Origin of the sequence: Sphingobium limneticum (genome assembly GCF_008710155.1) — a bacterium.
In the GTDB taxonomy this organism is placed as follows: domain Bacteria; phylum Pseudomonadota; class Alphaproteobacteria; order Sphingomonadales; family Sphingomonadaceae; genus Sphingobium; species Sphingobium limneticum.
The window spans coordinates 23,511-38,121 of record NZ_VYPZ01000033.1 but is presented as its reverse complement, the minus strand read 5'-3'; the positions used below and the strand labels follow the sequence as shown (position 1 = coordinate 38,121).

The 14,611-nt window shown below is 59.8% G+C and carries 16 protein-coding genes and 2 pseudogenes; 13 read left to right on the top strand and 5 right to left on the bottom strand.

Annotation, left to right across the window (positions count from 1 at the left end):
* Positions 1-121 precede the first annotated feature (121 nt).
* Both F4U94_RS21380 and F4U94_RS21375 read right to left on the bottom strand, forming a co-directional pair.
* Positions 122-814: a Rossmann-fold NAD(P)-binding domain-containing protein gene (locus F4U94_RS21380; protein ID WP_150412210.1), complete on the bottom strand. Its 693-nt coding sequence runs from the start codon at positions 812-814 to the stop codon at positions 122-124.
* Entirely contained in the window at positions 763-1,449 is a 687-nt protein-coding gene (locus F4U94_RS21375; RefSeq protein ID WP_150412209.1) for an FAD/NAD(P)-binding protein, read from the bottom strand. The genes F4U94_RS21380 and F4U94_RS21375 overlap by 52 nt, the downstream gene beginning before the upstream one ends.
* Before the next feature lie 150 nt (positions 1,450-1,599).
* Between F4U94_RS21375 and ku the strand changes: the two genes are divergently transcribed.
* The 7 genes and pseudogenes from ku to F4U94_RS21345 all read left to right on the top strand — a co-directional run bounded on the left by ku (position 1,600) and on the right by F4U94_RS21345 (position 7,747).
* Positions 1,600-2,499, top strand: a complete 900-nt coding sequence (gene ku / locus F4U94_RS21370) for a non-homologous end joining protein Ku (protein ID WP_120252017.1) — start codon at positions 1,600-1,602, stop codon at positions 2,497-2,499.
* Positions 2,500-2,502: 3 nt separating this feature from the next.
* Positions 2,503-2,760: a hypothetical protein gene (locus F4U94_RS21365; protein ID WP_120249849.1), complete on the top strand. Its 258-nt coding sequence runs from the start codon at positions 2,503-2,505 to the stop codon at positions 2,758-2,760.
* A gap of 71 nt (positions 2,761-2,831) precedes the next feature.
* Entirely contained in the window at positions 2,832-3,764 is a 933-nt protein-coding gene (locus F4U94_RS21360; protein ID WP_120249850.1) for a GNAT family N-acetyltransferase, read from the top strand.
* 85 nt (positions 3,765-3,849) lie between these two features.
* Positions 3,850-4,296: pseudogene (locus F4U94_RS25645) on the top strand (DNA polymerase ligase N-terminal domain-containing protein); the annotation flags it as partial.
* Positions 4,273-6,347: pseudogene (ligD, locus tag F4U94_RS21355) on the top strand (DNA ligase D). The pseudogenes F4U94_RS25645 and ligD, both read left to right, overlap by 24 nt.
* Positions 6,344-7,117: an exodeoxyribonuclease III gene (gene xth / locus F4U94_RS21350; protein WP_120249851.1), complete on the top strand. Its 774-nt coding sequence runs from the start codon at positions 6,344-6,346 to the stop codon at positions 7,115-7,117. Before ligD ends, xth begins: the two are co-directional and overlap by 4 nt.
* Before the next feature lie 354 nt (positions 7,118-7,471).
* Positions 7,472-7,747 (top strand): hypothetical protein, encoded by a 276-nt coding sequence (locus tag F4U94_RS21345; protein WP_120249852.1) that lies wholly within the window; start codon positions 7,472-7,474, stop codon positions 7,745-7,747.
* A 33-nt stretch (positions 7,748-7,780) separates the two neighbouring features.
* Here the strand turns inward: F4U94_RS21345 and F4U94_RS21340 are convergent, their stop codons facing one another.
* Together F4U94_RS21340 and F4U94_RS21335 are read right to left on the bottom strand one after the other, a co-directional pair.
* The gene (locus F4U94_RS21340; RefSeq protein ID WP_120249853.1) at positions 7,781-8,698 is read right to left on the bottom strand and encodes an NAD(P)H-hydrate dehydratase; all 918 of its coding nucleotides are present in this window, start codon (positions 8,696-8,698) and stop codon (positions 7,781-7,783) included.
* Positions 8,695-9,453 (bottom strand): histidine phosphatase family protein, encoded by a 759-nt coding sequence (locus F4U94_RS21335; RefSeq protein WP_150412211.1) that lies wholly within the window; start codon positions 9,451-9,453, stop codon positions 8,695-8,697. Before F4U94_RS21335 ends, F4U94_RS21340 begins: the two co-directional genes overlap by 4 nt.
* A 150-nt stretch (positions 9,454-9,603) precedes the next feature.
* On the opposite strand from F4U94_RS21335, the gene F4U94_RS21330 reads away from it, so the two are divergent.
* The 5 genes from F4U94_RS21330 (at position 9,604) to F4U94_RS21310 (ending at position 12,591) form a co-directional block, all read left to right on the top strand.
* Positions 9,604-9,813 carry a hypothetical protein gene (locus F4U94_RS21330; protein ID WP_120249855.1) on the top strand — a complete coding sequence of 70 codons (210 nt, stop codon included), beginning with the start codon at positions 9,604-9,606 and terminating at the stop codon, positions 9,811-9,813.
* Positions 9,814-9,936: 123 nt separating this feature from the next.
* Positions 9,937-11,055, top strand: coding sequence for a DUF3182 family protein (locus tag F4U94_RS21325; RefSeq protein WP_120249856.1), 1,119 nt, complete (start codon positions 9,937-9,939; stop codon positions 11,053-11,055).
* Positions 11,052-11,849 (top strand): alpha/beta hydrolase family protein, encoded by a 798-nt coding sequence (locus F4U94_RS21320; protein ID WP_120249857.1) that lies wholly within the window; start codon positions 11,052-11,054, stop codon positions 11,847-11,849. Before F4U94_RS21325 ends, F4U94_RS21320 begins: the two co-directional genes overlap by 4 nt.
* 101 nt (positions 11,850-11,950) lie before the next feature.
* Positions 11,951-12,394, top strand: a complete 444-nt coding sequence (locus F4U94_RS21315) for a pyridoxamine 5'-phosphate oxidase family protein (protein WP_120249858.1) — start codon at positions 11,951-11,953, stop codon at positions 12,392-12,394.
* The gene (locus F4U94_RS21310; RefSeq protein ID WP_120249859.1) at positions 12,394-12,591 is read left to right on the top strand and encodes a hypothetical protein; all 198 of its coding nucleotides are present in this window, start codon (positions 12,394-12,396) and stop codon (positions 12,589-12,591) included. The genes F4U94_RS21315 and F4U94_RS21310 overlap by 1 nt, the downstream gene beginning before the upstream one ends.
* Positions 12,592-12,639: 48 nt before the next feature.
* Here the strand turns inward: F4U94_RS21310 and F4U94_RS21305 are convergent, their stop codons facing one another.
* The gene (locus F4U94_RS21305; RefSeq protein ID WP_120252018.1) at positions 12,640-14,445 is read right to left on the bottom strand and encodes a glycoside hydrolase family 15 protein; all 1,806 of its coding nucleotides are present in this window, start codon (positions 14,443-14,445) and stop codon (positions 12,640-12,642) included.
* Between F4U94_RS21305 and F4U94_RS24665 the strand changes: the two genes are divergently transcribed.
* Positions 14,377-14,598 carry a hypothetical protein gene (locus F4U94_RS24665; RefSeq protein WP_170271983.1) on the top strand — a complete coding sequence of 74 codons (222 nt, stop codon included), beginning with the start codon at positions 14,377-14,379 and terminating at the stop codon, positions 14,596-14,598. The two genes, F4U94_RS21305 and F4U94_RS24665, sit on opposite strands and share 69 nt — an antisense overlap.
* Positions 14,599-14,611: the final 13 nt, after the last annotated feature.

Genomic DNA, 14,611 nt, shown 5'->3' with positions numbered 1-14,611 from the left:
ACACTGAGTAGGTCCATGTCGATCACTCCGATGCCTCCTGACTGTCAGCCAGGGGCGAGGAAAACATGGGTCAATTCTCAGTGAAAACTTATAACCCTCCCGGGTCACTTCTCAGTGCAACTCAACAACGTGTGCTTTCATCGTCAACCTGGAGAATGGCGCCGCTCTCCGGGCCGTGGCTGTCGATACGATATTTCTCGCCGATGGCGATGACCGAGAGTTTGCCGGCACGGTGAAGGGCCAGCATGCGCTGGATCGATTCATGCGGGACGGTCGCATAATCATCGACAAAAACAGGCTTGAAATAGCGCGAGAAGCGCTTGAAATCCCGATCGTCGAGATGAGGAACCAGCAACTCGATAACCTCGTGCGTCCGCAGGATCGCGTAGCGCCAGGCCACTGTATATTGGGCTTCATAATTTCGCTGCGCCTCGGCAAGGTTGCGTTCTGCCCAGATGAACGGATCGCTCGCCATACGCTCGGCAAAATAGCGGTCGCAAAAATCCTCCAGCGCAAGCGTCTCCAGCCCGACCGAGGCTGCATATTCGGGGTCGGCCAGAGCAAGCTCTTGCCGAAACAGGTCATAGGCCGCGTCGAGCATATTGCCGTCGTCCGCGTCGATGATGGCATCCAATGCCTCGGGCGTGCAGATGACCGGCGGCTCGTAGGGAATGGAAAAATAGAAATCGGCCTCGGGTAACAGACCCTTGCGCGACATCATGGTCATGTGAAAACCCTCTGTCCCCTCGGCTGGAGCGTAGGTCAGTTCGTCGCCATCTTCGACAAAGGCACCATGGGTGACCGCCAGTGCCACGGCTGCGTCGATCGCGCTGAGCGACGACCCCCGATGCCTATCGACACGGGCGGAACCTTCGCCAGCGCCGTCGCCGGCCATGGGCTCAGGAAATAGCCGGGTCGGACTTCGGGCTCGGCGGGCCACTGGTGTCCGGTCGCCAGAGCGACATGGTCGAACCGCTCCTGAAAGATGGCGCCGCGCTTGGGACGGATGGTGAGCGTCATGCCGTCGTCCGCACTGACAGCATCGAGAACCTTGCAGGAGGAGCGCACCGCGACGGTTACATCGTTCGCCCGAAGCCGCACGATCAGCGCCGCCAACTGGTCGAAGAAAAACTCACCGAGCGCGACGCGTGAATAGAAGGTGCGATCGTCGATCCCGCCTGGCTCGATGTCCAGATCGGTCAAGCGGTCTGCCGGCTGCCGGCGCAGCCAGTCGATCAGCGTCTCCTCGATCGGCGGTATCTCGACGCTGGCGATGTTCGACAGCATCGCCGGGTCGTTCCATCCGGGCCGATAGGGCGTGCCACGCCCGACATAGGCCTGTTCCTCGAAGATCGTGAGGTCGAACGGCTCTGTCGCGTCGCTCGCCAATGCGCGGAGAGTGTAAATGGCCGTCGGGCCGGAACCGACAAACGCAACTTTGGGTCTCATTCCGGCTTAAATGCTTGAGGCGGCAAAGTGACGACGGTGCTTCAAAAAAAATATTGGGTCAGAAAAAGTATGGCTCGCGACCGGGGAGGAGGCTGGGAACGAGAAGCGCGCCATGTGGATTATGGGAGATTGCGTCTCGAGGAGATCATCATGGCTGCACGCCCCTATTGGAAAGGCCAGATCAGGCTGGCTCTCGTGTCCATCCCGGTCGAGATATATTCGGCCACCAAGAGTGGCGCGACGATCGCCTTCAACCAGATCCATGAGCCCTCGGGCAAGCGCATCAAATATGAGAAAGTCGTGCCCGGCATTGGGCCGGTCGACCTGGACGAGATCGTCAAAGGTTTTGAATATGCCAAGGGCGAATATGTCCTGCTCGATGAGGAAGAGATCGAAGGCGTCAAGCTGGAGAGCAAGAAGACGCTCGAACTCACCCAATTTGTCGATGCCCAGGACATCGACATGATCTATTTTGAAAAGCCCTATTATGTGGTGCCGGCCGATGACCTTGCCGAAGAAGCGTTCATCGTGTTGCGCGAAGCCCTGCGCCGTAGCCGCAAGGTCGGGCTGGGCCAGCTTGCAATGCGCGGGCGGGAATATGTCGTGTCCATCAAGGCCTGCGGCCGCGGCATCGTCATGGAGACGCTCCGCTATGCCGACGAGGTCAACAAGGCGGCCAGCTACTTCCGCGAGATCGGTGATGCTGATCCCGACGATGAACTGCTCGATCTCGCCACGACGCTGATCGACAAAAAAACGGGCAAGTTTGATGCGACCGACTTTCGCGACCGCTATGTCGATGCGCTGAAGGAACTCATCGAGCGTAAGAAGAAGGGCAAGACGCTGAACATCGAGAGCGAGGAAGGCGGCGCTGATCCTCGCGGCAGCAATGTCGTGGACCTGATGGCCGCGCTCAAAAGCTCGCTTGGCGGATCAGGAAGCGGGAAGACGGTCGCAAAGAAGGCCCCGGCAAAAGCCACGGCCAAGGCGCCTGCGAAAAAGGCGGCTGCGAAGGCTGCCGGGAAAACCACTGCGCGCAAGCGGGCTTGACGGGTGGCAGAGGCAATCACCTATGACGCTGGCAATGATGACGATGCTGGCGCCTTTGCTGAAGGCGCTATCACGCTATGGGGAAATCTCCTTGCCCTCATGGGAACGCATCTCCTTGAAACTGGCATGGCGCGGCAGGAGGTTCTCGACATGCTGACGATTCTGCACGAGACCAATGAGGAAACAATTCGATCGCCGCGCGCCCGGGCAGTTGCGGCGCGGCATCTGATGTCCGTCTACGAGGCTCTGGGCAAGGCTTGAGCCGGTCCAGCCATTGAACCCAATCGCTTCGAGCCTGGTGAACGTGCGGCATGTCGTGAAGGTGTTGCAAGATGGCGGATGACAGTCTCGGCGATAAATTGCGGGCAATGGCCGATCATCGTGGGCTGAAGCTGGTAAAGTCGAGGCGGCGCAAACCAGGCACCGGCGACTATGGGAAGTTCGGCCTGACCGACATGGCGGGAAAGCCGCTTTTGGGAATCGGCGAAAAGGAACTCACGGCTTCGCCGGAAGACATTGAGGACTATCTGCGAGCAGGCGCTACCAGCACGTGGAAGGCTTCTGCGGACAGCACTCCAGAGCGCCCCGCATCGAAAAAGAAGCCTGAATCGGTGGATCAGGAGGAGGAAGATGCTCCGCCAGCGATCAGGCCGCGCGCCAGGCGCACGTCGCGGACCAGGGCTGGAAAGCAAGATCCAGTACGCGAGAAGGCCGCGTCTGGGCGCGCAGTGCAGGCCTCGCGCACTGCGTCCAGGAACTTAGAGGTCGACGAGCCGGTGACTTCAGCGCGTCGCTCCCGATCAGCGCCTCCGGCACCGGCGCCACCCGAGCCAGAGTTGCGCATACGGGCTGGCAAATCTGCGGATGCTGCCGCGCTGGCGCCCTTGCTCGCACAGCTGGCCCATATCGATATCGACGAGTTGGCCATCGCGCGTCATCTTGAGGCTGCCCGCAAAGCCCGGGGCGGCATGGCGGTGGCCGAATATGGCGACCTTGTCGGTTTTTGTGCCTGGGCTGTCCTTCACACCGTGCAGCATGGCGCCATTGGTCGCATCACTCTGCTGCTGGTGGATGAACGGCGTCGCCGCCGCGGCGTCGCGACCGGCTTATTGGAGGCCGCGACGACAGCATTGCGCAAAGCGGGCTGCAAACGCCTTGAAGTGATGAGCGACATCGAGATCGCCAACGCACATGGTTTCTTTAGGGCACTGAAGTTCGAGCAGACCAGCTATCGCTTCGCTCGCGACATAGATTTGGCGGACTGAGCAGTCCGGCTGTGATCCCGTCGCTGTCACGGGGAACGAGTCATCCCACTGAGGATTGAACGGGAAAGCGACCGGATCCCGCATCATGGCCAAAGCGCAAACCAAAGCGAAGGAAGACAGTCTCGCGACCTATCGCGCGAAGCGGGACTTTGCCCTGACCGCCGAACCGTCCGGCGCAAGCCATCCTGCATCAGGCAATGGCTTTGTCGTCCAGAAGCATGCGGCAAGCCGGCTCCATTATGATTTTCGGATCGAGCTGGACGGCGTTCTTGCCAGCTGGGCAGTGACACGAGGACCCAGCGTCAATCCCGATGACAAGCGCCTTGCGGTGCGGACCGAGGATCATCCGCTCGATTATGCCCGGTTCGAAGGCACCATTCCCAAAGGGCAATATGGTGGCGGCACTGTCATGGTCTGGGACAATGGCACATGGGAATCGATCCCGGGCAAGGATCCTCGCGAGACGTTACCCGAGGGCCACCTTCACTTCATCCTGCACGGACGCCGGATGCAGGGAGAATGGATCCTCTTCCGTCTGAAACCGCGTGGCAAGGAAAAGGGCGAGAACTGGATCTTGCGCAAGGTCAACGACGGTTTTGCAGGCGGCTCTGACGATCTGATCGGCACGCATCTCACCAGCGTCGACAGCGGGCGGACGATGGAGGAGATTGCCGCTGGCAAGTCTGTTCCGATGCGTAAAGCGACCACAACGGGGCAGCCCGCCGAGACGCGCAAGCCGGCGAGAAAGACAAAATCTGCTGCTGGAAAACCCCCAGCGTTTCAGCCTGTCCAGCTGGCGGCGCTCGTCGATCATGTGCCGACCGGCAATGCTTGGCTGCATGAGCTGAAATATGACGGATATCGCACATTGCTGGCGATCGGCGGCGGCGAGGGCAGGGCCTATACCCGCTCCGGCCTCGACTGGTCTGACCGGTTTTCCAGGCTGATCGCTGACGCTGTCGCACTCGACGTGGAAAGCGCGCTGATCGATGGCGAGGCCGTCATTGTCCTGCCCGATGGCCGCACCAGCTTTCAGGCGTTGCAGGCGGCTCTTAAGGATGACCCCGGTAAGATCGATTATTTCGCGTTCGACCTCCTTGAGCTTAACGGGGAGGATCTGACCCAGCGGCCGCTGGTTGAACGCAAGGAGCTGCTTTCGGCCCTGATCGGTAAGGGCGCTGGCCATCTGCGCTACTCCGACCATATCGTCGGACGCGGCGAGCAATTGTTCGACAGCTTCTGCGGCGCGGGGCTTGAGGGCGTTATCTCCAAGCGTGCCGATGCCCGCTATTCCGGCTCCCGTTCGGGAAGCTGGGTCAAGACCAAGTGCATCCGCCGCCAGGAATTCGTGATCGTCGGTTGGCTTCCGTCGGACAAGCAGCGCGGCTTTCGATCGCTGCTGCTGGGTGTCAACGAGCATGGCAGGCTGCGCTATGCAGGCAAGGTCGGCACGGGGTTCACGGGCGACGAGATGGAGCGGCTGATGGAGATCATGGCGCCGCTCGAGCAGACATCTCCAACGGTGGAGGCCCCGCGCGCAGCCGTGCGCGGCGCGCATTGGGTAAAGCCCAGGCTGGTCGCGGAGATCGCCTTTATGGAATTCACAGACGAGGGAGTGCTCCGCCATTCCAGCTATCTGGGGCTCCGGGAAGACAAGAAACCGGAAGCCGTCGTGCTCGAAGTTGAGGCGCCGGTTGCGGTGGCGGCCGCACCGAAGAAGTGCAGCGGGATCAAGGTCAGCAACCGCGATCGGGTGATATTTCCTGAGGGTAAGCTGACCAAGGGCGAACTTGCCGATTATTATGAGGCCGTCGCCGAAATCATGCTGCCCTGGACCGGAAGTCGGCCAATCAGTCTGGTCCGCTGTCCACAGGGCCGGGACAAGAAATGCTTCTTCCAGAAGCATGACGCCGGCAGCTTCGGGGACGACGTCAAACAGGTCGCGATCCTGGAGAAGGACGGCCATGAGGAATCCTATCTTTTCGTCGATATGCCGGCTGGCCTTCTGACCTGCGTTCAGATGGGAACCATCGAATTTCACGGCTGGGGTGCGCGGATCGAGGATGTCGAGAAAGCCGACCGCCTCGTCTTCGACCTCGATCCCGATGAAAGCCTGAAGTTCAAGGATGTGGTCTCGGCTGCCTTCCATCTTCAGGATGTACTTGGCCAAATGGGGCTGGCGACATTCCCGATGGTGACGGGAGGGAAGGGGGTGCATGTCATCGCGCCATTGACCCCCACAGCGGAGTGGCCGCAGGTGAAGGATTTCGCGCACCGCTTGCCACGGCGTTGGCGCAGGCAGAGCCCGAGCGCTTTACGGCGGCACTCGCCAAAGCCAAACGCACGGGCCGGATTTTCATCGATTATTTGCGCAACCAGCGCGGCGCGACGGCGGTCATGCCGTATAGCGCCCGCTCGCGGCCGTTTGCGCCAATCGCTGTGCGGCTTACATGGGACGAGCTCAAAGACCTCGACACGCCTGCACACTGGCACATCGGCGACGCTGCGGAGATGGTGAAGCGCGCCCGATCCAAAAATCTGGCGCATTGGGGTCGGGCCGATCAGGTCCTGCCTGACCTGTGAAGATCGCGACCTACAATGTGAACGGGATCAACGGTCGCTTGGCCGTGCTGTTGCGCTGGTTGGCGGAGGACCGGCCTGACATCGCGGTGTTGCAGGAGTTGAAGGCGCCGGATGAGAAATTCCCCCTAAGCGCCATCCGCGAGCTTGGCTATGACGCGATCTGGCATGGGCAGACAAGCTGGAACGGGGTCGCCATTCTGAGCCGCGTTGGCGAAATCCATGAAACCCGTCGTGGCCTCCCCGGCGATCCGGACGACAGCCAGAGCCGATATCTGGAGGCGGCGGTCAATGGCATCCTGATTGGTGGCCTGTATCTGCCCAATGGCAATCCCCGGCCAGGGCCGAAATTCGATTATAAAATGCGGTGGTTTGAGCGGCTGATCGACCATGCGGCAGGGCTGATCCAAACAGGGCTTCCGGTCATGATCGTTGGCGATTTCAACGTGATGCCGACAGAGCGTGACGTGCGGCGCCCGGAGCGCTGGCTCAATGATGCATTATTCGCGCCGGAGGTGCGATCGGCTTACTTTCGGCTTCTCGATCAGGGTTGGACCGACGCGCTGCGGACTATCCATTCTGACGAGACGATCTACACCTTCTGGAAATATTGGCGGGGAGCATTTGAGCGCAACGATGGCCTGCGGATCGATCATCTTCTGCTCAGCCCGGTGCTTTCAGAGCGGTTAGTCGATGCGCAGGTCGACACCCATGTACGCGGTTGGGAAAAGAGCAGTGACCATGCGCCAGCTTGGGTAGAAATCTCCGACTGAGGCCGGCAGAATCCGGGAGTGTGTTAATAGTGCCATCGCGATCAGGTAATTCCGCGCGTTTTGGGACGCTCGAGAATGTCGGCTTTAGAGTATCAAGCCCGAGAAAGCGGCCATCTGCCCTCCTCAAGGCAAAGTTTGCGGCGCGAGCACGCCAATCAGGCGAACACGCTGCCCTATGGGCATTCGGGTTCGCACCTATACGCAGTGCGCTTACGCTGGAAATTGGCGAGGCTCCGGAATTCGATAAGTGCTCCGCCAGACAAACATGATACCGGATGCACTCGCCTACACGCCTGAACGTCGCTTAAGCCCCCGCGAGCCCGCGAACCTCCCCTGCACAGTCAATTGGTCCGCTTGTACGAGTTCGTCACAATCAAGAATATATCGATCTATGGCGCGCAATGGGAAGGATTCGACTTTTCATCAGCCGGAACGGCGGTGACGATCGGCGTCGATGAAGTCGTAATCTGCGCATCAATCATCTGGGCGGACGGCGCGAAATGCGGTGTTCTGCTGGAGCATGATGTGGATCCTATTGCGTTCATTCGCCAGCATTCGATCCGGCCGATAGGGCACTGTGCGCCTGCGGTCGGAAAGATGACGGAAATCGATGTACCCAGCATCTTTTGATCGATAGCTCCCGCAGGCAACAATGAACGACAGCTAGGGTAGAATATCCTCAGCAGGGCCCGGAGCTCGCAAAGTCTGCTCGATGAGAGTCGGAATGAGCGGTAACAGCTCGCGTGCCAGAAAGCCTACCTCGCCGATTGTTTGGGCAAGGATGTTGCCGGCCTTTCCATGGATCCAGGCGCCCCAGGCGGCCGACTGAAGTGCAGTCGCACCTCGAGAAGCGAGACCTCCTATGAGGCCAGCCAGCACATCGCCGGAGCCTCCCGTGCCAAGCCCGACGCAGCCCCCCTCATAAACGAGACATTGGCCGTCAGGTTTGGCCAGATAGCTGATGTCTCCCTTGAGGAGGATGACCGCGCTCCATCGCGCTGCCATTTCGGCGGCTATCGCTGCTGGCTTCGCATCGACCTCTTCGATTGGCAGGCCGCTCAGCGCCGCCATCTCTCCATGGTGAGGCGTGAAAATCACATCCTTGCTTACTCGCCACCGTGATGGGTCGAAGTCACGCAGTGAAACCAGAGCCGCAGCGTCGAGAATGAGACTGCCAGGAAAATCGAGGCTATCGAGGAGATTGGCAATAAAAGCCCGCGCACCTTTGCCCGTGCTCATGCCTGGTCCCAGAACAAGCGTATCGCAGGCCGTGATCCGATCCTTCAATATTTCCGCTGCCGCAGGGGCGATTTCTCCGTCTTCATCGGCGGGCAGGGCAATCATGGCTGCCTCCGGGAGGAGCACGCCCAACGACAGCGCCGAAGACCGCACGGTCGCCATCTGCAGCTTTCCAGCACCTGCGCGTAGCGCGGCTTCACCGGTAAGGCGAAGCGCACCGGGCACAAATTCGGCACCTCCAACCACCAGGACGCGACCGCGACTGTTCTTGTCGGCGCCTTGCGCGATCGCCGGCAGCGGATGTCGCTTCAGCCACGCCTCGTCGAGTTGGTGGCAACTCATCCGCGTGCACCGGCTATGGCATCGGGCGCGCGGGTCACGGGCGTGTCGTCCTGCGCGACCGGGGCCGTCACATTATATCGACTAAGAATTAGCCCTCCACCCTTGGCCTTGTCAGCGTCGAATGCATATTCAGTGATGGCGCAGTTGGCGACATCGCCTTCACGGTCGACTTCCAATATCTCAGCCTCGGTCATGCCTTCGATGATGTACCGCAAGCACAGCACAACCACCTGATGGGTGAAGATCACCACATGCCGGTCCGCATGATGCAGCGCGATCGTATCCATGACGGAGCGCAGTCGCAGAATGACATCGCACCAGCTTTCGCCCCCTGGAGGGCGATGATAGAATTTGCCTAGCAGCATGCGAAATTCTGCTTGCTGCGGCTCGATGCTGCTTATCCCCATAGATGTCAGCCCATCGAGGATGCCGAATTCCTTTTCCCGCAGCCTCTCGTCAAAGCAGATGGGCACATCGCCTGCGCAACCTCCGGCCTGACGGAATAGATCGGCGGTCTCGCAGGCGCGGCGATAGGGAGATGCAAGGAGAACATCTGGACGCTCATGCGGTGCCTCGCCGGCATACCAACGTCCAAGCGCTCCGGCCTGGTCGCGGCCCAGGTCGCTCAGGGGCACGTCAGCATCTCGCTCGGACAAATCTATGCGATCGACATTGGCCTGCATGGCTGCATCCCGCGCGACGTTGCCTGCGCTCTGACCATGCCGAACGACCGTCAGTTTCCTCGGCCAATGCATCTGCTTCACCGCTTTTCTCCTTTGCGAAGAAATGGATGGGCTGGCCAAATGATCCCCTTTGCGAGCGCGGGCATGCAGCCCGATCAAGGATATTTCTCTGCTCCGTTGAGTTCACCAGTATGAGAGGAACATATTAGCCGGGAATCACGCATGCGCGATGATGTCGAAGCGCTGACGCTTATGGCGGAGGAAATTTCGCTTCTCCGCGATCTTGCCGCGCAGGATAAAAGCGATCCAGGCTGGATCCTGGTCCGAGCCTGCGCAGATCATATGTGTGAGATCATGGATCATTTTGCCGGCACTCAATGGCATTTGAGTGGCGAAATGCCCTGGTGGCGCACATTCCAGAAAAAGCCCTGACCCTGTCCTGATCTGGAGTCGCAGATCAGGGAAGCCTAGTTTCCAAGGTCAGGGATATAACGTCCGAGCATGGGGTTGTTGGAAGACTGCGCTCGGCAGTTCCTCCAAAATCCGTGAGGCCCAATGGCTCGCTCGCATCAGACCTATTTTGTGAAGATCCATCCCACCCAGTCCAGTGCACTGAACAATGAACATGACAAAGCCTCACGGAGCGAACTTGCCCGCAGGATTGCCCGGCTCGGCGATGCGAGATTTGTCGATCATGACATGTCGGGTGACCAACAGCTTTCAAGCGGCCAGCCGGACACACTTTTCATTCCGACCGGCACGATCGATCTCTCGACGGCAAGAAAACTGGGCATCCAGACTGAGAGCCAGATCTACGGTGGCGTCGTGCCGCTTCCCTTTGTCGGGAGCAAGGTCATAACGCATCCGGCCTTCGGGGACGCCCCCGCAATCCCGGCCGGATGGCGCGCTGGACTGGGCTCGGCTCTTGCTCCTCACGTTCTTGCGGGCTGGTCGGCCTTCACTCTCGATGCGGTCCGCGCTGCCGCTGTTGATATGCTCGGGCATACGGCGATCCGCCTGAAGGAGGTCGAGGCCACTGCCGGACTAGGCCAGTTCGTCGCGACGTCGGTCAAGGAACTGGACGAAGCGATGGCCCAGATCGACCAGGCTGCCATTTCGAAGCATGGCGTGGTGATCGAGGAGAATCTTGATGACGTTGTCACCTACAGCGTCGGTACGACGCGCCTTTTTAGCGAGGCGATTTCCTATTGGGGCACGCAGCGGCTCACCACGAACAACAGCGGCGCGACTGTCTATGGAGGCTCGACCCTTCATGTCGTGAGGGGCGGTTTGGAGCAGGTTGCGAGCCTGGGTCTGGCGGAAGAATTGCAGCAGGGAATCGATAAAGCGATCGCCTATGACGCTATCGTCTCACGATTCTATCCGGATTTGCTGGCGTCTCGCCGCAATTACGATGTCGCCGCAGGCGTCAACTCCTACGGGGAACGTCGCATCGGGGTGCTCGAGCAGAGTTGGCGTGCCGGGGGCGCAAGCGGCGCGGAGATCGCGGCGTTCGAAGCCCTGGCGCGTGATCCCGGCCGCTCGGCTGTGACATGCATGACGATGGAGATTTATGGCGAGGTCGATGCCGCTCCGGACGGCAGCATTATCTACTATAGCGGTGTCGACCCCGTGGCAGGACCGATGACAAAATATGCGATGGAGCTGGAATGACAGGCAGTCGGCTATCCTTTGACGTCGAGGGCGAGAGCCTGGAAGCAACCTTGTTGTCGCCCGACAAGCTGGTCCCTGGCATTCTCTTCATTCACGGATGGGGCGGCTCGCGCGAACAGGACATGGTGAGAGCCGCAGAGATCGCCCAATTGGGCTGCATCTGCTTCACCTTCGATCTGCGAGGCCATGCCAAACATGCCGAAGAGCGCAATGTCGTGACACGGTCGCACGGTCTTGCAGATGTGACGGCGGCCTATGATTATCTCGTCAGGCAGGAACAGGTCGATCCGTCGGCAATTGCGGTCGTTGGCACCAGCTATGGTGGCTATCTCGCGGCATTGCTGACTGCGGCTCGCCCGGTCAACTGGTTGGCGCTTCGCGTTCCTGCGCTCTATCCTGACGAACATTGGGATGTGCCCAAGGCGAAGCTCGACCGCGATCTCATCAATGCCTATCGGGCGCGCTTTCGAACAGGTCGCGAAGACAAGGCTTTGGCCGCCTGCGAGCGCTTTGCCGGCGATGTTCTGATCGTTGAATCGGAACATGACGATTATGTGCCGCACGCGACCATCAGCTCCTATATGTCGGCGTTCCACAACAGCAATTCGCTGAGCTATCGTATTCTAAAAGGCGCTGATCATTCGCTGCGGGATGAAAGCGGGAGACGGGCCTACAACCAGTTGCTGCTCACCTGGATAGAGGAGATGGTCCGGGGCGGCCGCCGCTCGTCGTCGTCTGACGCCCAGCCAGAGGATCAACTGCCATCGCAGGCGAGGAAGCTCGCACAAGGCTGATCCTGTCCATGCGGATGCATTATTACAGCGACGCTTCACTGTTGGGGTGGCCCGTTGTTCCTGCTCGTGCGTTGATACCGCAGCAATAGGAGTAGACCGTCATGTCCATGTCGCTTGAAGATCTGTCGCACAAGATGAAGGAGATCGATTTCGCGATGCTTGCCACCCATACGGGCGACGGCGCGATCGGATCGCGTCCGATGAGCAATAATCGTGAGGTCGATTATGACGGTAGCGCCTGGTTTTTCACGGAAGAGACCACGCTCATGGTGTCGGATATCAAGGCCGATCCGGCAGTAAATCTAAGCTATCAGGGCAAATCAGGCTTGTTGGGACAACGCCCCTTCTTTCTGGCGGTGGAAGGGACAGCCATGCTCATCCGCGACAAGGACCAGTTTGAAGCGCATTGGACGAAAGGCCTGGAACGGTGGTGGCCGCAGGGTCCGCAGACGCCTGGCCTCGTCCTGATCCAGGTGATTGGCGAGCGCGCGCATTATTGGGATGGCGAAGAGGAAGGCGAGCTATTGCTGGAGGGCGCTCACTGATGGTATCGAATGAGAAGCCCTCGCCGCGCCGGCTCGCGAAGGCCGGTGCAGTCATTTGCGGCGTGATCATTGCCCTGTTCATCATCATATTCGTCGCGAGAAATGTCTGGCATGGCGAGGAACTGGAGCAGGATCAGGTCACCGGCAACAACGTCGCGACTGAGCATACCGGCCCGTCCTATAACCAGCAGCCTTGAACCACACAGCTTTCAAAGAAGCTGGAAGCTGGCCATGTTCGCTGGAGCCTAGCCTCTGCTGGCCTCCAGCGACATGAGAGCCTGAGTGATAGCCAGATGGGTCAGTCCTTGCGGCATGTTGCCCAGATAGCGTCCGGACACAGGGTCGATCATTTCAGGATATACGCCGGCTGTGGGCGCCGGCCCTTCAATCGCTTCGGTAAATGCCCTGGACGCCGCTCCAGGCTGATCAAGCAGAATTTTGGCTTCGACCATCCAGAAGGTGCAGGCGAGGAAGCAGCCTTCTTCCTTGTCGGCTCCGGAATAGCGATAATGATAGGGTCCACAGCCGAGCTCTCGATCGATCGCCTCGACCGTTCGACGCAGGCGATCCCGTCCATCGAACCCAAAGCGCACAGCAAGGGCGAGCGACGCATCGAGGCGATCCGAGCCCGGATAGAAACTATAGGCGCCGAGGCTCTCGGACCAGCAATGCTCCGTTATCCACGCCTCGATCCTGTCTCGCTCGCGTGACCAGCGATCGCGGCAGGTCGTCGGCAATTGCCCTGCGTCGGCCAGTTCGACGGCGCGGGCCAGGGCCTGCCAGCAACTGATTTTCGACATGGTACAATGCTGTTCTTCGGCAAGCTCCCAGATGCAGCTATCCTTCTGGCGCCAGATGTCCGCGCATTGATCGGCAAGATGCGCCGATATCTCTGCGCTGCGCGCGTCCAGGATATTGCCATGGTTTACGAAGCATGCCGCGGTCTCGAAGATATCGCCATATATCCCATGCTGCCGCTGATCCGTGGCGCGGTTTCCAGCAACAACCGGCTCTGAACAGCGATAGCCAGGCAGGTCGACTGTCCGGACGTCTGAAACTGCGCCACCCCAGATCGAATAGCAGACGCGCGGCCCCACTTCCTTGATTTGCTTGAGCAACCAGGTCAGAGCAGCCTTCGCCTCCGCCTGGGCACCAACGCGCAGGAAGGCGTTGATGGTATAGCCTGCGTCGCGGACCCAAGCGAAGCGATAATCGTAATTTTTCGACCCGCCAATCCGTTCAGGAAGAGAGGTGGTGGCCGCCGCCGCGATCGCACCGCTGGGTGAAAAGAGCAGGAGCTTGAGGGCGAGGGCACTTCTGACCAATGCCTCCCGATATGGTCCGTCACATTGGACCGTCTGCGCCCATGTGCGCCATTCGTCATCCGAGCCATCGATCCGGGCGTCTATTTCCTCAAGCGAAGGCGCGACCAGCGGCTCGTCTTCGCCTGCCACAATCGCGAGCAACTCCGTCTGGCCCTCCTTGATCGTCAAACTTGCAGTCGCGCCATTATCGCCCAGATGGTCGATGATTATGCCCGATCCCCGCAGAAAGAGACCCAGCACGCCGCCGACATGGAAAACATCATGGCCACCGACTTTCTGCATATAGGGCGAAGCGGTGTCCGCCCAGTGACCGAGCCTCAACGCGATGTCGAAATGCACCGAGCCTTCCAGCCCCTCGATCCGCCGCGCCAATTCGCACCAGGGCAAGCGTCCCGCAGAACCGCTGTTGAGCGATTCGACCATTCGCGCCTTACCGCCAGCGGTCGAAAATATAGTCTCGAGGACATTACTCTCGGGACGATAAGCCCGCTCGACCTCGAAAGCTTCACGAGGCGTGATGGCGAAATAGCCGCCCTCCTGCGGATCAAACAACCGATCGAAGAGGGGCGGAGAATCGAGATTGGGGACACACCACCAGTCGAGCGACCCATCGCTACCGCTCAGGGCCACGGTCCGGCCATCGCCCAGGGCCGCATAATGTTCGAGATGAAGATAGTTTTCCGCGTCGCGCCGGGGGCGAGCGTTGTCGAGCCGAGTCCTGTTGATGACGACATTCCCTTGAACTGCTTTCAGGCGAGAACGCACGAGAGGCGGCCTGTTTTCCTGATCCAGATCAGAGCTTTGAATAAGATTGCCATCCTGCTGAGCCCGGTGTGGAACTGGATGGCTCTGCGGCTCGTAGTTTGCCGTGTCGCCTAGAACGGCAAAATGG